This is a genomic window from Xylanibacter sp. (assembly GCF_057607445.1).
Window position 1 is genome coordinate 117,047 of the sequence record NZ_DBLZAX010000008.1, and the last position, 17,797, is coordinate 134,843.

13 protein-coding genes are annotated in these 17,797 nt (G+C 36.1%); 3 read left to right on the forward strand and 10 right to left on the reverse strand.

The annotated features are described in order from the left end of the window. Positions 1 to 95 precede the first annotated feature (95 nt). Positions 96 to 488 carry a DUF8479 domain-containing protein gene (locus ACZMIG_RS07910; RefSeq protein WP_021855473.1) on the forward strand — a complete coding sequence of 131 codons (393 nt, stop codon included), beginning with the start codon at positions 96 to 98 and terminating at the stop codon, positions 486 to 488. An 80-nt stretch (positions 489 to 568) separates the two neighbouring features. Here the strand turns inward: ACZMIG_RS07910 and ACZMIG_RS07915 are convergent, their stop codons facing one another. The 3 genes from ACZMIG_RS07915 to pheT are packed head-to-tail and all read right to left on the reverse strand — an operon-like array spanning position 569 to position 4,063. Continuing rightward, positions 569 to 820, reverse strand: coding sequence for a TIGR03905 family TSCPD domain-containing protein (locus tag ACZMIG_RS07915; protein WP_021855474.1), 252 nt, complete (start codon positions 818 to 820; stop codon positions 569 to 571). 23 nt (positions 821 to 843) lie between these two features. Next, positions 844 to 1,569, reverse strand: a complete 726-nt coding sequence (locus ACZMIG_RS07920) for a YebC/PmpR family DNA-binding transcriptional regulator (RefSeq protein ID WP_021855475.1) — start codon at positions 1,567 to 1,569, stop codon at positions 844 to 846. Between the two features lie 31 nt (positions 1,570 to 1,600). Beyond that, on the reverse strand, positions 1,601 to 4,063 hold the full coding sequence (gene pheT, locus ACZMIG_RS07925; protein ID WP_482694108.1) for a phenylalanine--tRNA ligase subunit beta: 2,463 nt from the start codon (positions 4,061 to 4,063) through the stop codon (positions 1,601 to 1,603). Positions 4,064 to 4,824: 761 nt separating this feature from the next. Between pheT and ACZMIG_RS07930 the strand changes: the two genes are divergently transcribed. Continuing rightward, positions 4,825 to 5,787, forward strand: coding sequence for a glycosyltransferase family 2 protein (locus ACZMIG_RS07930; protein ID WP_288951104.1), 963 nt, complete (start codon positions 4,825 to 4,827; stop codon positions 5,785 to 5,787). 192 nt (positions 5,788 to 5,979) lie between these two features. Here ACZMIG_RS07930 and nqrF read toward each other — a convergent pair whose 3' ends face one another. Genes nqrF through ACZMIG_RS07960 form a run of 6 tightly spaced genes read right to left on the reverse strand, consistent with a single transcriptional unit; the run spans position 5,980 to position 11,803 of the window. Then, positions 5,980 to 7,248: an NADH:ubiquinone reductase (Na(+)-transporting) subunit F gene (nqrF, locus tag ACZMIG_RS07935; protein ID WP_021855478.1), complete on the reverse strand. Its 1,269-nt coding sequence runs from the start codon at positions 7,246 to 7,248 to the stop codon at positions 5,980 to 5,982. Between the two features lie 7 nt (positions 7,249 to 7,255). Continuing rightward, the gene (gene nqrE / locus ACZMIG_RS07940) at positions 7,256 to 7,882 is read right to left on the reverse strand and encodes an NADH:ubiquinone reductase (Na(+)-transporting) subunit E (RefSeq protein ID WP_021855479.1); all 627 of its coding nucleotides are present in this window, start codon (positions 7,880 to 7,882) and stop codon (positions 7,256 to 7,258) included. A gap of 23 nt (positions 7,883 to 7,905) precedes the next feature. Next, positions 7,906 to 8,532 (reverse strand): NADH:ubiquinone reductase (Na(+)-transporting) subunit D, encoded by a 627-nt coding sequence (locus ACZMIG_RS07945; protein ID WP_021855480.1) that lies wholly within the window; start codon positions 8,530 to 8,532, stop codon positions 7,906 to 7,908. A 13-nt stretch (positions 8,533 to 8,545) separates the two neighbouring features. Beyond that, positions 8,546 to 9,271, reverse strand: a complete 726-nt coding sequence (gene nqrC, locus ACZMIG_RS07950; protein WP_021855481.1) for an NADH:ubiquinone reductase (Na(+)-transporting) subunit C — start codon at positions 9,269 to 9,271, stop codon at positions 8,546 to 8,548. A 12-nt stretch (positions 9,272 to 9,283) separates the two neighbouring features. Further along, positions 9,284 to 10,441 (reverse strand): NADH:ubiquinone reductase (Na(+)-transporting) subunit B, encoded by a 1,158-nt coding sequence (locus tag ACZMIG_RS07955; protein ID WP_303053361.1) that lies wholly within the window; start codon positions 10,439 to 10,441, stop codon positions 9,284 to 9,286. Positions 10,442 to 10,453: 12 nt separating this feature from the next. Beyond that, entirely contained in the window at positions 10,454 to 11,803 is a 1,350-nt protein-coding gene (locus ACZMIG_RS07960; RefSeq protein ID WP_418874305.1) for a Na(+)-translocating NADH-quinone reductase subunit A, read from the reverse strand. A gap of 547 nt (positions 11,804 to 12,350) precedes the next feature. Here ACZMIG_RS07960 and ACZMIG_RS07965 point away from each other — a divergent pair. Further along, a complete protein-coding gene (locus ACZMIG_RS07965; protein ID WP_418874306.1) occupies positions 12,351 to 16,523 on the forward strand; it encodes a translocation/assembly module TamB domain-containing protein in 4,173 nt (1,390 codons plus the stop codon). Between the two features lie 110 nt (positions 16,524 to 16,633). Here the strand turns inward: ACZMIG_RS07965 and ald are convergent, their stop codons facing one another. After that, positions 16,634 to 17,740, reverse strand: a complete 1,107-nt coding sequence (gene ald, locus ACZMIG_RS07970; RefSeq protein WP_021855485.1) for an alanine dehydrogenase — start codon at positions 17,738 to 17,740, stop codon at positions 16,634 to 16,636. Between the last annotated feature and the right edge of the window lie 57 nt (positions 17,741 to 17,797).

Sequence of the window (17,797 nt, forward strand, 5' to 3'; positions counted from 1 at the left end):
ATTAGCCGTTTTTATGAATAAAATAAAAAAAACAATATACATTGGTTCTTATCAAAAGATATTAATTACTTTTGCAAACAAAATAAAGAGGATTTATGAAAAAGTATTTGTTTATTCCATTTGTTGCCGTCTTTCTGGCCTCATGCCATGAAAGCCTCGAGGAAAGGGCCGAACGTGAAGCCAAAGAGTTTACAAAAAAGAATTGTCCCATGAAAGTATCTGAATATGTCACAAACGATAGTATGACATACGAAAAAGACTCCCGCACGATACACTATTATTACTCAATAAAGGGCAAGGCTGATACAACTGCATTAGACAAGAAGCAGGCGAAAGCAGAGCTGATAAAAGGAATAAAAGATGCGACAGGAATACGCAACTACAAAGAAAACGGTTTCAACTTTGCATACACTTACTATTCAACGAAGAACAAAGGCCAAATACTATTGGATGTAAAAATCACTCCAAAAGAATACAATACCAAATAGAATCAAACCTGATATATAATTTTGCCGTTAACCCAAGTTCTAAGTACATTTGGATTAACGGCAAAAAATTTGACTATTTATTACTTATAAAGTTCATCAATAGCCCTACAAAGCTGATCAGGACAACTTGTCGCCTTGTAGCCACAACGTATTCCGTCTAACCGCGCTTTAACATCGTTGACATTCATCCCTCTTACCAAGGAACATATTCCCTGTAAGTTTCCGTTGCAGCCGCCTTCAAAGCTAACGTCTACTATGCAGTCATTATCATCAACCTTTAGATTAATCATCTGGCTGCAAGTACCTGAAGTCTTATAAGATATACTTTTCATTATTACAAAAAGTCAAGGAATGATTATTCCGGTTTCATGTTTGTATAAACGTTCTGAACATCGTCATCATCCTCAAGCAGCTCAACCATCTTATCGATAGTTTCACGCTCTTCCGGTGTAACGTCTTTCAGGTCGTTAGGTATGCGTGTAAACTCAGCACCGGTAACTTCAAAGCCGTTCTCTTCAAGGTGTTTCTGAATTTCACCGAAACATTTCGGATCGCCATAGATGGTTATCTCACCTGATTCCTCATCTGTGTCGTATTCGTCATCAACACCATAATCGATAAGATCAAGTATCAGCTCATCCATTTCAACACCATCCTTTTTCTTGAATGTGAACACACATTTATGATCAAAAAGGAAAGACAGACTTCCCATTGTGCCGAGGTTGCCGCTGAATTTATTAAATATAGCTCTTACGTTTCCTACCGTTCGTGTTGTGTTGTCAGTGGCAGCATCAACAAATATGGCTATTCCGTGAGGACCATATCCCTCATATGTAACCTCCTTATAATCACTCTGATCCTTACCCATAGCGTTTTTGATTGCACGCTTAACATTCTCAAGCGGCATATTCTCACGCTTAGCGTTAAGAATGATAGAACGAAGATGAGGATTGTTGTCCGGATCCGGTCCACCTGCTTTCACAGCTATAGCTATCTGCTTACCAATTTTTGTAAATGTTCTGGCCATGTGGCCCCATCTCTTTAATTTCGTAGCTTTACGATACTCAAACGCTCTTCCCATTATATCTATATTTTAATATTCAACAAAAGTTTTATCTAAGTTCGGCTTTAAGCTCTTTCTTCAAGTTAGCTATAATCTTTGTCATTATAGCATCTATCTGCTTGTCGTTCAATGTCTTGCTTTCATCTTGCAGGATAAAGTTGACGGCATAGCTCTTTTTGCCTTCCGGAAGATTCTTACCTTCATAAACATCGAAAAGGTCAACTTCCTTAAGGAATTTCTTTTCAGACTGATATGCAATACGCTCAATTGCTTCAAACTTTACATCCTTATCGAGCAACAAAGCCAGATCACGGCTCACAGCAGGATATTTGCTTATCTCGCGGAAGCTTATTGTCGATTTTCTTACAGCCTTTGTAACAGCAGTCCAATTGATATCTGCATAATAAACCTCGTTCTCTATGCCCATAGCCTTTTGCAGCTTCTTGCATATAATGCCTAACTCTGCCAGAAGTTTGCCTCCACGATTCATGACAGAAAGTCCCTTATGGTAAATATTATTAGAACTCTCCTTGAAAACAACGCTTCCCAATGGCAAACCAATACGGCGGAATATATTCAACACATGAGCTTTAAGTTCAAAGAACGAAGAATCTTCATCTGCATGAATCCAGCTTCCTGATATTCGCTTACCTGTTATCCATAGTCCAAGATGTGTTTCTTCCTTATAAGCCTGCATTGGATTGTCATTGTTCTTCTTTTCGGGAGAATAATGATAAACATTGCCGAACTCGAAGAATTTAAGATCAGGATTCTTTCTGTTTGCATTGTATGCTATGCTCTCCAAGCCGCCGAAAAGTAATGTTCCTCTTAAAACATTCAGGTCAGAACTCAGCGGATTCATAATCTTAACAAGATTTTCCTGACTATAACAATTAAGGTCTGTATAATATGCAGCCTTTGTCAGAGAATTGTTAAGAATCTCGTTAAAGCCATCACCTACGAGCTGTTCGCCTATAAGGTTTTCAAGCTTATGCTTGTTGTCTTCATCGCCCTTAATAACCAATGAGCTTTTAAGCTGTGTAGAGATTTCCACATTATTATAACCATATATTCGGAGTATGTCCTCTACAACGTCACATGGACGCTGAACATCAACACGATATGGCGGCACGCACAGTTCAAGACCTTCAGAAGTTTCGCTTTCTATCTTCATTTCAAGGCTTGTAACAATGCTTTTAACCGTTTCTACAGGTATTTCCTTTCCCACAAGGCTATTGACATAGTCATATTTCAATGACACTTTGAAGTCCTGTATTGGCTCCGGATAAACGTCCTTTATCTCCATTGAAACCTTACCACCGGCAAGTTCCTTACACATTATGGCGGCCTGTTTCAAAGCATAAATTACTCCATTGGGATCAATACCACGTTCAAATCTGAACGACGCATCGGTGCTAAGTCCATGACGACGCGCGCTCTTTCTAATCCATGTAGGATGGAAATATGCACTCTCAAGAACTACATTTGTGGTTGAATCATATGTACCACTACCCTTTCCACCAAACACACCGGCTATACACATGGCATCTTCCTCATTGCATATCGCGAGGTCATGATTGCTCAGTTTGTGCTCCTCGCCATCCAGCGTAACAAATGGCGTGCCTTCCGGCATTGTCTTAACGACAATATGATGTCCTTTAACCATGTCCGCATCAAAGCAGTGTAGCGGCTGTCCATAGGCCATCATGATGTAGTTTGTAATGTCAACTATATTATTTATCGGTCTCAGACCAATTGTGCGTAATTTATTCTGAAGCCACTCAGGACTTTCCTTTACGTCACATCCAGTAATACTTACACATGCATAACGCTTGCAGGCCTCGTTGTTTTCAATGGTTACTTCTACAGGCAAATCTTCATTGTCAACACAGAATGCTTCACAATCAGGACGATGAAGTGATGTTTTGTATCCATTTTGCACGAGCCAAGCGTACAAATCACGCGCTACGCCCCAGTGAGAAAGGGCATCTGCCCTGTTGGCTGTTATATCTACTTCTATCAGCCAGTCGCTTTCCAGATTATAATATTCTGCAGCAGGCATACCGACCTTGGTATCTTCAGGCAAAACTATTATGCCGTTATGATCTGTGCCAACGCCTATTTCGTCTTCAGCACAAATCATTCCAAAGCTTTCTACTCCGCGTAATTTTGACTTTTTAATGACAAATTCCTTGTCACCATCATACAACACGCATCCTAAGTCTGCAACAATAACTTTCTGACCGGCGGCAACATTTGGTGCGCCACAAACAATTTGCGACGGAGTCTCACGACCCAAGTCAACGGTCGTAACATGCAGATGATCAGAATTTGGATGCATTTCACATGTAAGCACCTTGCCTACATACAGGCCTTTCAGGCCGCCTTTGATGCTTTGAACCTCCTCAAGAGCATCAACTTCAAGACCTTCTGACGTAAGTGCGTCACACACTTCTTGTGGAGTCAGGTCGAAATCGACATACTCTTTGAGCCACTTATAAGATATATTCATTGAAATTAGTTTTATACTTTCCTTTAATCGGACGCAAAAGTACTAATTTTAAATCATTTATACAAACGTTTCAAATAAAAACTGACTTATGTATTACCTGATATTCCATGCAAATAAAAACATAACAATAGACCGGCAAACATTCCACATGCCAAGTAAACGTATATTAACCTAATGTCAGTTAAATTATCGCATTTGTGTTAAATTCAAGCCTTATATTTCATATTATTTCCAATATTGGTCTATAATTTTCTGCGAAACAGGCACAAAAACAGCACCGACATAACGACCTGAATATCAAGCACTTAAAATACCGCTTAGAGAATACATAAAAAACGCACCTATAATATACCGCCTTTTACCGGCTAATTAAGCATGTTTCATAACACAAATCAATGTGTTTTGACTTATAAAACAATATGTTTTTGTGTAGAAATAATCATAAATCAATGATAACATCCCTACTAAAAACAGGAAAACCGAACAGAAACCACCCTATCGGTATTACTTATCGAACAAAAGCAAAGCTAGAGTACACGCGACAAAAGTGTTAACGCAAATCCGCCGAAAGTTAATTTTTGCATACAGCAATGTTAACCAGCCTTAAACCCGCTAAAAACGACATTGTTTGATTAAGACACAAAATGCAAATTATATAACACTACCATTCGCCTAAATACAGATTATTATATACAATAAAAATACTTATTAAGCAATCTGTAATGTTGCAAATTTGCAAATTAAACATTAATTTTGCAATTATGAATACTAGTTTTGACAGCAGCAATAGTCCCTTAGTAAGTTTTATTATTACATGCAGAAACCTGCCTGTAAAACAAATAACTGAATGCCTAGACAGCATCACAGGCCTATCGCTTAGAACACAAGAGAAAGAAATAATCGTTATCGACGACGGTTCTGATGTTTCGATAATTGACCGTTTAGAAAAATATCGCGATGAAATAATATATGTCAGACAGAAAAAGAACGGCGTCAGTTCAGCAAGAAACCTTGGCTTAAGAATGGCCTCTGGTAACTTTATACAATTTATTAATGGTGAAGATAAACTAATCCCTGATGCATACGAACATTGTTTGGATATAGTCAGATATAACGTACCCGATATTGTACTGTTCAACTCTTCCGGTAAAAAGAAGGAAACATCATCTTTTTATATACCGGAGCCTATGGATGGTGCCCACTATATGCGTCACAACAATCTTCATGCCACGGCATGGGGTTATATATTTAACCGAAAAATATTGTTGGACTTACGTTTCAACCCAAGCTTATTGAATACGGATGAAGAATTCACCCCACAACTTTTTCTACGTGCTGAAAAAGTTTACAGCACAGACATTGTCGCCTATTCATACAAGAAACGACCATCTGATTCGATAAAGGATAAAGATCCCCGACTTATACTAAAACGCCTGAATGACATAGAACACATTATATTTCATTTGAAAGAACTATCTGAACAATTGCCAATCGCAGACAGCCAGGCATTACAAAGACGTGTTTCACAACTTACGATTGATTACATCTTCAGCATTATAAGGCTTACACGTTCTTCTAAACAGCTTAGCTCACGCTTGAAACGCCTTGAAGATTGCGGCCTGTTCCCATTGCCGGATAAAAAATATAGTCGCAGTTACACTATATTAAGAAAACTGACAAAAAACAGAATGCTGCGGAAATGCTTGTCTTTGGTTCTAAAATAAAGATTGGTCTCCATATATTTTTAATCATAAAAGCCCATTGAACGGAAGACTGTAACCAATTGTAAAAGATATAGAATAGTTCTTTTCATACAAAAGACATTCAATAACTGAACGTAATAAAGCCGAAAAAGAATATTAAAATATTTCTCTTTCGGCTTTATTGCTAAGATACTAGGCATAAACATTGCCCAATTATCCAAAATTATCATACATTATCGACTCAGGTTCAACTCCTAGACTGTCGAGCATCTTTACTACTGCATTACTCATTGGACCAGGACCACACATATAATATTCAATATCCTCAGGAGAGTCGACAAACTTAAGATAAGTATCATACATTACCTGATGTACAAATCCTGGCGTATATTTTACACCGGCCTTATCTGCTTCAGGATCCGGTCTATCCAATGCCAGATGGAAATGGAAATTATCAAACTCCTTCTCCAATTCCAAGAAATCATTAAGATAGAACACTTCTGCAAGCGACCTTGCTCCGTAAAAATAATGAAGTTCACGATCTCTAACATTCAACGTTTTCGTCATATGCATTATCTGTGAACGTAAAGGAGCCATACCAGCTCCACCGCCAACCCAAATCATCTCTTTTTTGCTGTTGAAAATAGGATGGAAATCTCCATAAGGTCCGCTCATTATTACCTTATCACCAGGTTTACGGCTAAAAATATAAGATGACGCTATTCCTGTAGGAACATCCTGAAAGCCGACCTGAGGCCTTGGCTTGAAAGGAGGCGTGGCAATACGGACTGTAAGCATGATTCTGTCGCCTTCTGCAGGATAGTTTGCCATTGAATATGCCCTAATTGTTGGTTCAGGATTATTTGCCTTTAGCGAGAATATATTAAACTTCTCCCACATCGGAAGAAATTTTTCCCCTATGCTGTCTTTGTCAATATCCTTGTCATAATCAATACAATCATATGCAGGTATTTTAATTTGAGCATATGATCCTGGAACGAAGTCCATATGCTCGCCTTCAGGAAGGGCAACAATAAATTCTTTAATAAAAGAACTTACGTTTTTGTTGCTGATTACAGTACATTCCCACTCCTTTACGCCCAAAACACTTTCTGGAACTCTAATCTTTAAATTACCCTTCACCTTGCATTGACATCCAAGTCGCCAATGATCTTTTATTTGCTTACGTGTAAAGTGTGGTTTTTCTGAATCAAGAATTTCCCCACCTCCTTCAAGCACCTGAAGCCTGCATTGTCCGCAGCTTGACTTTCCACCACAGGCAGACGGAAGGTATATACCATTTTCTGTCAGTGTAGACATCAGCGACGCTCCTTGAGGCACCGATATAGTTGTCTTGTCATTTATATTGATACTGACATTGCCGCTTGGCGACAAATAGCGCTTTGCTATCAGCAAAATAGTAACGAGCAAAAGAATTATTATAAGAAATACTGCTATACTCGTAAAAATAAACTGTACCATATTAAATTTATATTTTAAATCCAGAAAAACACATCATTGCCATCGCCATGAGACCTACCGTTATAAATGTAATGCCTAGCCCTTGCAAGGGACGTGGCACATCACAATATTGCATTTTTTCTCTTATAGCTCCCATAGAAACAATTGCTAAGGTCCAGCCAATTCCGCTACCTGCCGCATATACCACAGCATCTACAACAGAACCGATATACTGAGAATTAGACGGATCGAGATTTATTCGCTGCTGCATAAATAAGGACGCTCCCATAATAGCACAGTTAACAGCTATCAAAGGTAAAAATATTCCTAAAGAAGAATATAAAGATGGTGAGAATCTTTCTACAACCATCTCCACAAGTTGCGTTATTCCGGCTATAACGGCAATAAATAGAATAAAGCTTAAATATGACAAATCAACGCCTTCCGCAAGACAGTCTGGTCCTAATACATAGACCTGCAACAAATAGTCAACAGGTACAGTGATAATAAGAACAAAAGTAACTGCCACACCAAGCCCTAATGAGGTCTTAACATTTTTTGAAACAGCTAGAAACGAACACATTCCAAGAAAGAATGCGAAAATCATATTGTCAACAAATATTGACCTGAAAAATAAACTTATAATGTGATCCATAACAAATATCTTATTCAAAACATTTAATCTTTTTCGGAAAAGAATGCCCTATGTATCCAAATAACACAACCCAGAAGTATCAATGCCATAGCCGGCATTGTCATCATACCGTTATTAATATAACCGGCATCATAGAAACTGTCAGGAATAATCTGTATTCCCAGCAAAGAACCTCTACCAAGAAATTCTCTCACAGCACCGACTATTACCAATATCATCGCATATCCAAGACCGTTTGACAAACCGTCTATAAAGCTTGGAATGGGTTTATTTATCATAGCAAAAGCTTCCAGACGTCCCATTAATATACAGTTTGTAATAATAAGACCGACATATACAGACAACTGCACACTTACGTCATATGCCACAGCCTTTAGAATCTGACTTACTATAGTTACTAATGCCGCAACAACTACAAGCTGGACTATAATTCTGATTCGGTTGGGTATGGTATGTCTTATAAGAGATATTATTACATTTGAGAAAGCCGTAATGATTGTTACAGCAAGCCCCATAACTATCGCAGGTTTCAATTGAGAAGTAACAGCCAAGGCAGAACAAATACCAAGGACCTGAACAAGTATAGGATTATCTACACTCAACGGCGTGGTGAAAATCTTTTTATTTTCTTTTGAAATTAACTTTCCCATAACACATTATTTTTTATTTGTCATTAAGAAAACTCATATATTTGCCTAAACAATCCTTTAGCATTAAGTCAACACCATTAGATGTCAATGTCGCTCCAGTTATGCCATCACATTGCGTGTGTTTGTCTTTAACGTCATTCTTTTTTACCACAGAAAGAGCTATACCGGAAACACCATCTTTTGTAAGTTTTTTACCGATAAACTGTTTTTGCCATTCTATATTATCTTTAATTTCTGCACCCAAGCCTGCCGTTTCACTTTCATGTGTGAAATATGCTCCGAAAACGGTGTTCTTGTCATAATCAATTGCTATATATCCGCTTATCGGTCCCCAAAGGCCCATTCCATATACGGGTATAACATATTTTGTTTCATTATTAATCTTGCAGACATACAAAGCAAGACGTCCAGCTTTGAAGTCTGCACTATTTAATTTAAATCCGGCCTGCTCTCCTCCTTTTGTTCCTTTTGTCAAAATCTGATTATCGGAGTTTATAACATCATCACTTTCTACAATACTTTTGTATTGTTCAGCTACCTCATTATCACTAAGCCCACGAATATTAAGTGCTGCCAATATCTGCTTTTTCTTATCTAATGCGACGTTTACGTCTTGTGCAGGCTTCAGATAACTTGAAATAAATGCAAGCAAAAAAGCAACAACAACAACAATTATCGCAGAATAAACGATGGTATAAATATTTGAATTAGTATTCAATATCTTTTTATCTTTTGCCATAATGCTATTAATTTAGATTTTTTGTGAAGTACGCTTAGCTCTCTTTGAAATATTGTGCTGAACGACACAATGATCAATAAGAGGCGCAAACATATTCATTAATAATATTGAGAGCATCATTCCCTCCGGATATCCAGGATTCATAATCCTTATCGCTATTGCAACAACACCAATAAGAAATCCATAGATATATTTTCCTGTTTCAGTCCTTGCAGATGTAACAGGGTCAGTAGCCATAAACACAGCACCAAAGCAGAAGCCTCCAAGGAACAAATGTTCATACCATGTAATAGATGTCATACCTAATTCTTTAAAGACAAAGGCCATAAATGCCCCGCCAAAGAAGACGCTAAACATTGTCTTACAACTTGCGATGCCCGTAAACAATAGTATTAATGCTCCTATGCCTATAGCAATTACGCTTGTTTCACCAATAGAACCAGGAATTAAACCGACAATAAGCTCACGAAGGTCATATCCAATACTCAGATTCTGTGCTGTCAGAGCCAAAGGTGTTGCTTGCGTAAATGTATCAGGCAAGACATTACCCAAACCAAATATTGTGTCATTTGCTACCCACACGCTATCACCACTCATTTCTGTTGGATAAGAGAAAAATAAAAATGCACGTGCTCCCAACGCCACATTAAAGATATTCATACCTGTACCGCCAAAAATCTCCTTCACAAAGATTACAGAAAACGCTACAGCTATAGCCAATATCCACAGCGGGCAATTAATTGGTATAATTAAAGGTATTAATATTCCACTAACAAGATAACCTTCTTGAATTTCTTCCCCTTTCATCTGAGCCCAAATAAACTCGATGCCCAAGCCAACAATATAACTAACAAGAATTTTAGGCAAAACGGCGAGAAATCCATATATGAAGAGATCAAAAAAAGTTGCATCAGCCAACCGGCCAGCAGCCAAATAATTCTGATAACCGACATTATACATACCAAATAATAAAGCGGGCAGCAATGCTATCACGACAATGCTCATAATACGCTTTGAATCAATAGCGTCATGTATATTTGTCCCCGTCTTTGATGTGGAATTTGGAACATATAAAAATGTTTCTATACCTTCAAAAACACTACGAAAACAATGGAGCTTTCCATCATCCTCAAATAAAGGCTTTATTTTATCTAAATAATTTCTCAACATATTAAGTAATATTTAAGCATTCTCTTTACGCAACATATCCAACCCTCTTCTCACTATATCTTGAAGTTCCAGTTTTGAAGAATCAACAAATTCAGGCAAAGCAAAATCTTCAGGAGAGACTTCGTATATACCCAATGCCTCCATTTTGTCAATATCTCCAACAATTATTGCTTTTATAAGATATTCACCTAAAATATCCATGGGCAATACGCTGTCATACTCTCCACTCATTATCATATTTCTTCTGCCACCTTTTACTCTCGCATCTAATGTAGATTCTTTATTCTTCGTCAACCAGCTAAAATAGCTTCTATTAACAGAATAGTCCTTGAAACGCGGCATAATCCATCCAAACAGTTCATTTGTATCATCACCTTCAGGAATCACAGTCAGTTCTGAAGCATGAGCATCTACAAAATCATTTAAAGAACACTTACGTCCTGTAAGTACATTTCCATTAATGATTCTGACATTTCTTTCGTGTGAAATTTTATCTTTCAATAAAGTTTCTATCTTCTGCCCTACCAAGACATCAGCATAACAAGGCTCATGCACTTCACTTCCAACAATAGCTATTGTGTGATGTAAGTCCACTTTACCTTTATTAAATAATCTTCCAATATAAATGACAGTAGTAGGATCTACGGTCCAAACAACATCTCCCTTATTCACAGGATTAATATGATTTATCTGAACGCCTACATTACCTGCCGGGCACGGACCATCAAATATGTTTACCTCAACATCCTTCACACGGCGCAAACTTTCAGAACACTGATTACGTCCAATGCCCAAATATGTCTTCGATATCCTTGATAAAGCAGTCAAACCCGTTTGAAAATCTATTTCATTACCTATCAGTTCATACTCAAAATCACAAGCAAGGGGTTTATCGCGTAATGCGCTAATAAATATTCCTTTTGGCAAAACATCTGGATTTGTAGATATCGCATAAGGTAATTGATTTATATAACCGAAAAGCCCTGCACGCAACAATGAGTCGATTATTTCTTTCGAAGAGACATCATTAACATTTCTTACTCCAAAATCAACGTATTCCTGATTTTCGTCCAAACTAATAACAACCTGTAAAACCTTTCTTCTTTCACCTCGTACAATTGAAGAAACATTTCCACTGACAGGAGAAGAAAAACCCACTGATGGGAATTGCTTATTGACAAATAAGATTTCACCTGCTTTTACATGTTCACCTTCTTTTACAACAACTTTAGGCTGTATTCCGGGAAAAGAATCCGGGCAAAGCGCAACTTCTTTGCCAATATTGATTTTCATTTTTACTTTCTCGGCCTTGCCTTTAAGGTGAATGTCTAATCCTTTACGTAATTTAATAACTTTTGTCATAGTGTCAGTTAAAAGAACTGGATATTTTAATTTATTATGGCGCAAATCTACATAAAATCAACGTAAAAAACGAACAAAATTTAAGAAAAGTGTATTATTTACATGCGCAATAACTAATCTAAATAAATCAAAAATTAAAGTTTGTGCTATCCAAACAAATTAATCATACTCATAATACATCCAATGTAAATGTTGTTTACACCATTTTCCATATTTTATTCGTTTATTACAATGAATTCATGTATTTTTGTAGGAAATTTCGAAATGGCTATACCACTTTTGCCTTTAAACATTCATTAAATCATAACAAATATTGAAAACATTAAAGCATATTGTTAATGGGATATTATGGACTACAATAATTGGATATTGGTCTATAATCATATTTATTCATATACCGTTTATACAAAATTGGTTCGGTACACGCATAAGTAATGCCCTATCAACAAAACTCAACACACATGTAAGCATTGGAAATGTTGACTTAGGTTTTCTAAATAGAATAATTATCGATGACGTTGAAATATATGATCAGACATCAAAAAAAATGATTTCAGCATCACGCCTTGCAGCAAAAATAGACTATTATCAACTAATTAAAAACGGATGTATATATATATCTTCTGCACAGATATTTGGATTTGACGGGAACTTTTACAAAAAGACTAACACTTCAAAACCAAATTACCAATTCGTATTAGATTCACTTTCATCTAAAGATAAAAATAAAAAATCAAATTTAAAGCTAAGTATTAATTCATTAATAATCCGACATGGCGCCATTCGTTATGATATCTATGACGCACCTTATACATCATCACATTTCAATCTCAAACACATCAAATTAAATGACATCAGCGCTCATATTATTATTCCATATTACACACAGGACAGCACCTACATTTCTGTAAAAAAATTATCCTTTAAAGAGTCTTCAGGCTTAGACCTGAGAAAGTTATCGTTTGATTTCTCTTTCAATAAGAAGTGCACTAAGCTTCATAATTTCAACTTATCTTTACCTAACTCCAAAATTGAATCTGAATCACTATCTTTAGTTTACAAAACAATTAACGGCAAAATCGACAATAAGACCATCGCTTATTCAGGAGCCATAAATATCAATAGAATTAATTTTTCTGACCTAAAATGCTTTCTGCCTAGGATTAAACATAACATCACGCCTTTATCATTAAAAGCCACATTTACAGGAGCTTACAATAACATTAATATAGAAAGCTTTAATCTGCATTCTATAGATAAAGGATTAGTCTTTATTGGTAATGTCAAGCTAAAAAAAGATAAAAACGGTTTCATTTGGAATGCTAATATCAGAAAGATAGAAAGTTCTGCTGAATGGATTGCACATACTATCAAAGAAATAAATCCAAGTATAAAATTACCTGATTTTATAAATAGTATAGGTAAAATCTACTATACCGGCAACACTAATGGACATGATAAATATATATCGATTAATGGCAATTTAAAAACTGACATAGGAAATATTTTAGTCAAATTAAGCAAAAATGTTAACGACATTTATGCCAATATTGATACAGATAATATTAATTTGGGCAAATTGTTTCCCAATAAGCATCTTGGGCAAATCTCATCAAAAATAACAGTTAAATGCAATAACATATCAAAAACAAATAAAAACATATATATTGATGGCATTTTTCCAAGATTTGAATATAATAATTACCAATACAAGAATATAATTGTAAAAGGATTATATGACAAAAATATATTTGATGGCCTTTTCAAATTGGATGACCCCAATGGGCAAATAAACATTGAGGGCAGACTATCAACAGATCTATCAAAAGAAACATCCATAATTGCATCTATCAGAAATTTGAATTTGTCAAAACTTAATATTACAAATAAATGGAAAGATACAAAATTCAATTTTGATATAAACTCAAACATAACCTATAATCATCAAAATATAAATCCGTTTAATGGTAATTTAGCCATAAAAGATTTCACAATGGTTTCCCCATCTGATTTATATACAATCAAAACAATAAGCTTAAATGCTTGTAAAGATTCCATGTCACTGCAAAGCGATTTTGGGAATATCGCTATAAATGGCCAATATAATATTAGCACATTAGCTAAAAGTATAAACAATTTGCTCCATGACAAATTACCGACAATGTTTACGGAGCAGCCTAATGTATGCAATAAATTTCAAATTAAAGCAAATATATCTAATTCTGAATGGGTTAATAAATTTTTCAACGTTCCTTTAGAGTTAAAAGCGCCGATGAACTTAACCGTTACAATCAATGACGAAAAGAAGACATTTTCAATGTATTGTAAGGCGGATAAAATTATATACAAAAATAATCCTTATGAAAATATCTTCATTAATGCCCATACCCCTAACGATACATTATTATTAGAAGGTAAAATTGATAAAATCATGAACAATGGTCAAAAGTTGTCTCTTGATTTAAATTTAAGTACCATTAACGACAAATTATTAACAGAGATTAAATGGAACAACAATCAAAGTAAGCCTTTTTTAGGGTCGCTAAATGCAGAAACGAGATTTATTAAGAATGATACAGGTAAGCCAGACATCAACGTTGACATCAAGCCTTCAGATATACTTATCAATGATACCACATGGCATGTACAACCTGCAAGCATAAAATACAATAATGGCAATTTAATGATAGATCATTTTTCTATTGAGCATAATAAACAACACATCAAAATATATGGTATGGCAACAAAGGATTTGTCAGATTCAATCGTTGTCGACATGCAAGATGTTGATGTCAATTATGTATTGAATTTGGTAAATTTTCATTCTGTCGACTTTAAAGGCTATTCAACAGGCAAAGCTTTTATCAAATCTGTTTTTTACGATCCTGAGTTATATGCAAATCTAAATATCAGTCAATTCAAATTTCAAGATGGCCGTATGGGAGATTTAGCTGCCCACGTATCATGGAATAAATCAGAAAAACAAATTGATATCAACGCTATAGCTAAAGATAAAGATAATGTAGAAACCAGAATTGAAGGTTATGTTTCTCCTGACAGGAATTATATTGATTTAAACATTGGTGCAAGGAATACAAACATTGAATTTCTTGAAGGCTTTTGTGGATCATTTATGAATAATATTATAGCTAATGCAAACGGAAGCGTTAGACTACATGGTCCATTAAACAACATTAATCTAACAGGAAATCTCGTAACAAATGGCAGCATAAGAATAATCCCCTTAAATACAACTTATACGTTAATAAACGACACGATACGATTCCGTCCAGACAATATTATCTTTGCTGCAGACACAATAAGAGACAGAAATGGAAATATTGGTATCGTCAGCGGGGCACTCCACCATAAACATTTAACAAACCTAACATACGATTTAAACATAAGGACTCACAACCTGCTGTGTTATGACACACAAAGTTATTCTAATAATACATTTTACGGTACTGCATACGGCACCGGACTATGTACGATAAAAGGAGGTAACGGAAGAATAGACATAGATATAAATATTACTCCGGAAAAAGGCTCCTTTATAGAATATAATGCCGCAAGTCCTGAAACAATATCAGACCAGCAATTTATTACATGGCATGACAAAACGGCAATCAGCCAAACAGTTAGTAAAGACTCTATAGCCAAAGAGTCTGTCAAGGAAGCAGCAGAGATTGACAAACCTTCTGATTTATATATTAACTTCCTCGTTAATATGAATCCAGATGCGACATTACGCGTATTAATGGACCAGTCAAACTATGACTATATTGCTTTAAACGGAACTGGCAGCATTCGTGCCACATACTTTAACAAAGGCTCATTTAACATGTTTGGTACATACCAAATTGAAAATGGTATATATAAACTTACGATACAAAATATAATTAAGAAAATCTTCCAATTCCAGAATGGTGGCACCATTGTATTCGGAGGCGACCCTTACAATGCATCACTTGACCTTAAGGCCTTATACACCGTAAATAGTGTGCCTCTTTCTGACTTGCAAATCGGCAATAGCTTCTCGAGCAACAACATCAGGGTAGATTGTATCATGAATATTAGCGGTACGCCACAAACACCTCACATCGACTTTGACCTTGACCTGCCAACCGTAAGCAATGAGGCAGAACAGATGGTTCGCACTGTAATTAACAGTGAAGAAGAAATGAATCAGCAAGTTGTATATTTGTTAAGCATTGGACGATTTTATATGCAAGACAACAACAATTCATCAAACCAAGAAAATCAACAGAACCAAACAAGCCTTGCAATGCAGAGTTTGCTGAGCGGAACAATAAGCCAGCAAATAAACTCTCTTCTAGGAAATCTGGTTAAAAACAACAATTGGACATTTGGAGCCAACATTAGCACCGGTGATGAAGGCTTCAACAATGCAGAATATGAAGGCTTATTATCCGGAAGACTATTAAACAACCGTCTGATAATTAACGGACAGTTTGGATATCGCGATAACGCAAATGCTACGACATCGTTTATCGGTGACTTCGATGTGAATTATTTGCTACTTCCAAATGGAAATATATCGCTCAAAGTCTACAATCAAACAAATGATCGATATTTTACTAAATCATCATTAAATACTCAGGGAATTGGACTAATCATGAAGAAAGACTTCAACTCACTAATGGAATTATTTGGATTTAAAAGAAAAAACAAAAAAAGTATTTTACAAGACAAATAATTATCCATTAAATGGAATCGGACATAAAGCAATTCCCCCTATTATGTATTTTAAATAAACAGCCCATCTCTTTCCTATATTGAGACGGGCTGTTTATTTATCTAAAACAATTACAATTCTACTGGAACATATTCTAAATTGAAGACATCTGCAACGGCCTTATTAGTTACCTTACCTTCAACAATATTCAATCCCTTGCATAAAGCAGCATCATCCTTGCATGCTTTCTTCCACCCTTTATCAGCTAAAGCCAAGGCATACTTCAGTGTTGCATTAGTCAAGGCATATGTTGATGTGTTTGGCACCGCTCCGGGGATATTAGCTACAGCATAATGTACAATTCCATCAACGACATACACAGGATCGCTATGCGTTGTTGGATGTGATGTTTCAAAACATCCTCCCTGATCAATAGCGACGTCAACCAAAACAGTTCCAGGCTCCATTATCTTTAACATGTCTTTTGTAATCAAATGAGGGGCTTTATCACCGGGAATAAGCACAGCACCAATAACGATGTCAGCATCCTTAATCTCATTAACGACATTATGATGCGAAGAATATATAGCATTAACATTTGCAGGCATCGTAATTGACAATTCTCGCAGTAAGCTTAAAGAAATGTCTGTTATAACCACATCTGCACCCATTCCTGCAGCAACACGTGCTGCAGCCTGACCAACAATTCCACCACCAAGGACTACTACTTTAGCCGGACGCACACCAGGCACTCCGCAAATGAGTTTACCCTTACCGCCTTTGGTCTTCTGTAGATAATATGCGCCGTTAATTGTCGCCATTCGACCGGCAACTTCACTCATTGGTGTCAACAACGGAAGTGAATTATCATCTAATTGTACGGTCTCGTATGCAAGGCATACGCTTTCACTTTCAATCATTGCCTCTGTTAATTTCTTATCACATGCAAAATGGAAATAAGTGAAAACCAGTTGCCCTTTTCGTATAAGTTTATATTCCGATTCTATTGGCTCTTTAACTTTAACTATCATATCAGCAGTCTGATAAACATCTTCAATAGTCGGCAATATGGTTGCTCCTACATTTTCATACATTTCGTCTGAAAATCCACTATTTACACCCGCAGTATGTTGAACATATACAGAATGGCCATGTTTTACTAACTCTGATACACCAGCCGGAGTCATACCGACCCTACTCTCGTTGTTCTTAATTTCTTTTGGAATTCCGACTTTCATAATAAATAGGTTTTAAAGTTAAAAAATTAATTCAATGGCAAATATAAGAAAAAGAAT

What these genes read in the sequence shown, in the direction of transcription:
- ACZMIG_RS07960 (WP_418874305.1), bottom strand. Translation starts at nt 11,803, where the DNA reads ATGACAAAAGTTATTAAATTACGTAAAGGATTAGACATTCACCTTAAA.
- nqrE (WP_021855479.1), bottom strand. Translation starts at nt 7,882, where the DNA reads ATGGATCACATTATAAGTTTATTTTTCAGGTCAATATTTGTTGACAAT.
- ACZMIG_RS07930 (WP_288951104.1), top strand. Translation starts at nt 4,825, where the DNA reads ATGAATACTAGTTTTGACAGCAGCAATAGTCCCTTAGTAAGTTTTATT.
- ACZMIG_RS07945 (WP_021855480.1), bottom strand. Translation starts at nt 8,532, where the DNA reads ATGGGAAAGTTAATTTCAAAAGAAAATAAAAAGATTTTCACCACGCCG.
- ACZMIG_RS07955 (WP_303053361.1), bottom strand. Translation starts at nt 10,441, where the DNA reads ATGTTGAGAAATTATTTAGATAAAATAAAGCCTTTATTTGAGGATGAT.
- ACZMIG_RS07965 (WP_418874306.1), top strand. Translation starts at nt 12,351, where the DNA reads ATGATTTCAGCATCACGCCTTGCAGCAAAAATAGACTATTATCAACTA.
- pheT (WP_482694108.1), bottom strand. Translation starts at nt 4,063, where the DNA reads ATGAATATATCTTATAAGTGGCTCAAAGAGTATGTCGATTTCGACCTG.
- ACZMIG_RS07915 (WP_021855474.1), bottom strand. Translation starts at nt 820, where the DNA reads ATGAAAAGTATATCTTATAAGACTTCAGGTACTTGCAGCCAGATGATT.
- ACZMIG_RS07920 (WP_021855475.1), bottom strand. Translation starts at nt 1,569, where the DNA reads ATGGGAAGAGCGTTTGAGTATCGTAAAGCTACGAAATTAAAGAGATGG.
- ald (WP_021855485.1), bottom strand. Translation starts at nt 17,740, where the DNA reads ATGAAAGTCGGAATTCCAAAAGAAATTAAGAACAACGAGAGTAGGGTC.
- nqrF (WP_021855478.1), bottom strand. Translation starts at nt 7,248, where the DNA reads ATGGTACAGTTTATTTTTACGAGTATAGCAGTATTTCTTATAATAATT.
- nqrC (WP_021855481.1), bottom strand. Translation starts at nt 9,271, where the DNA reads ATGGCAAAAGATAAAAAGATATTGAATACTAATTCAAATATTTATACC.
- ACZMIG_RS07910 (WP_021855473.1), top strand. Translation starts at nt 96, where the DNA reads ATGAAAAAGTATTTGTTTATTCCATTTGTTGCCGTCTTTCTGGCCTCA.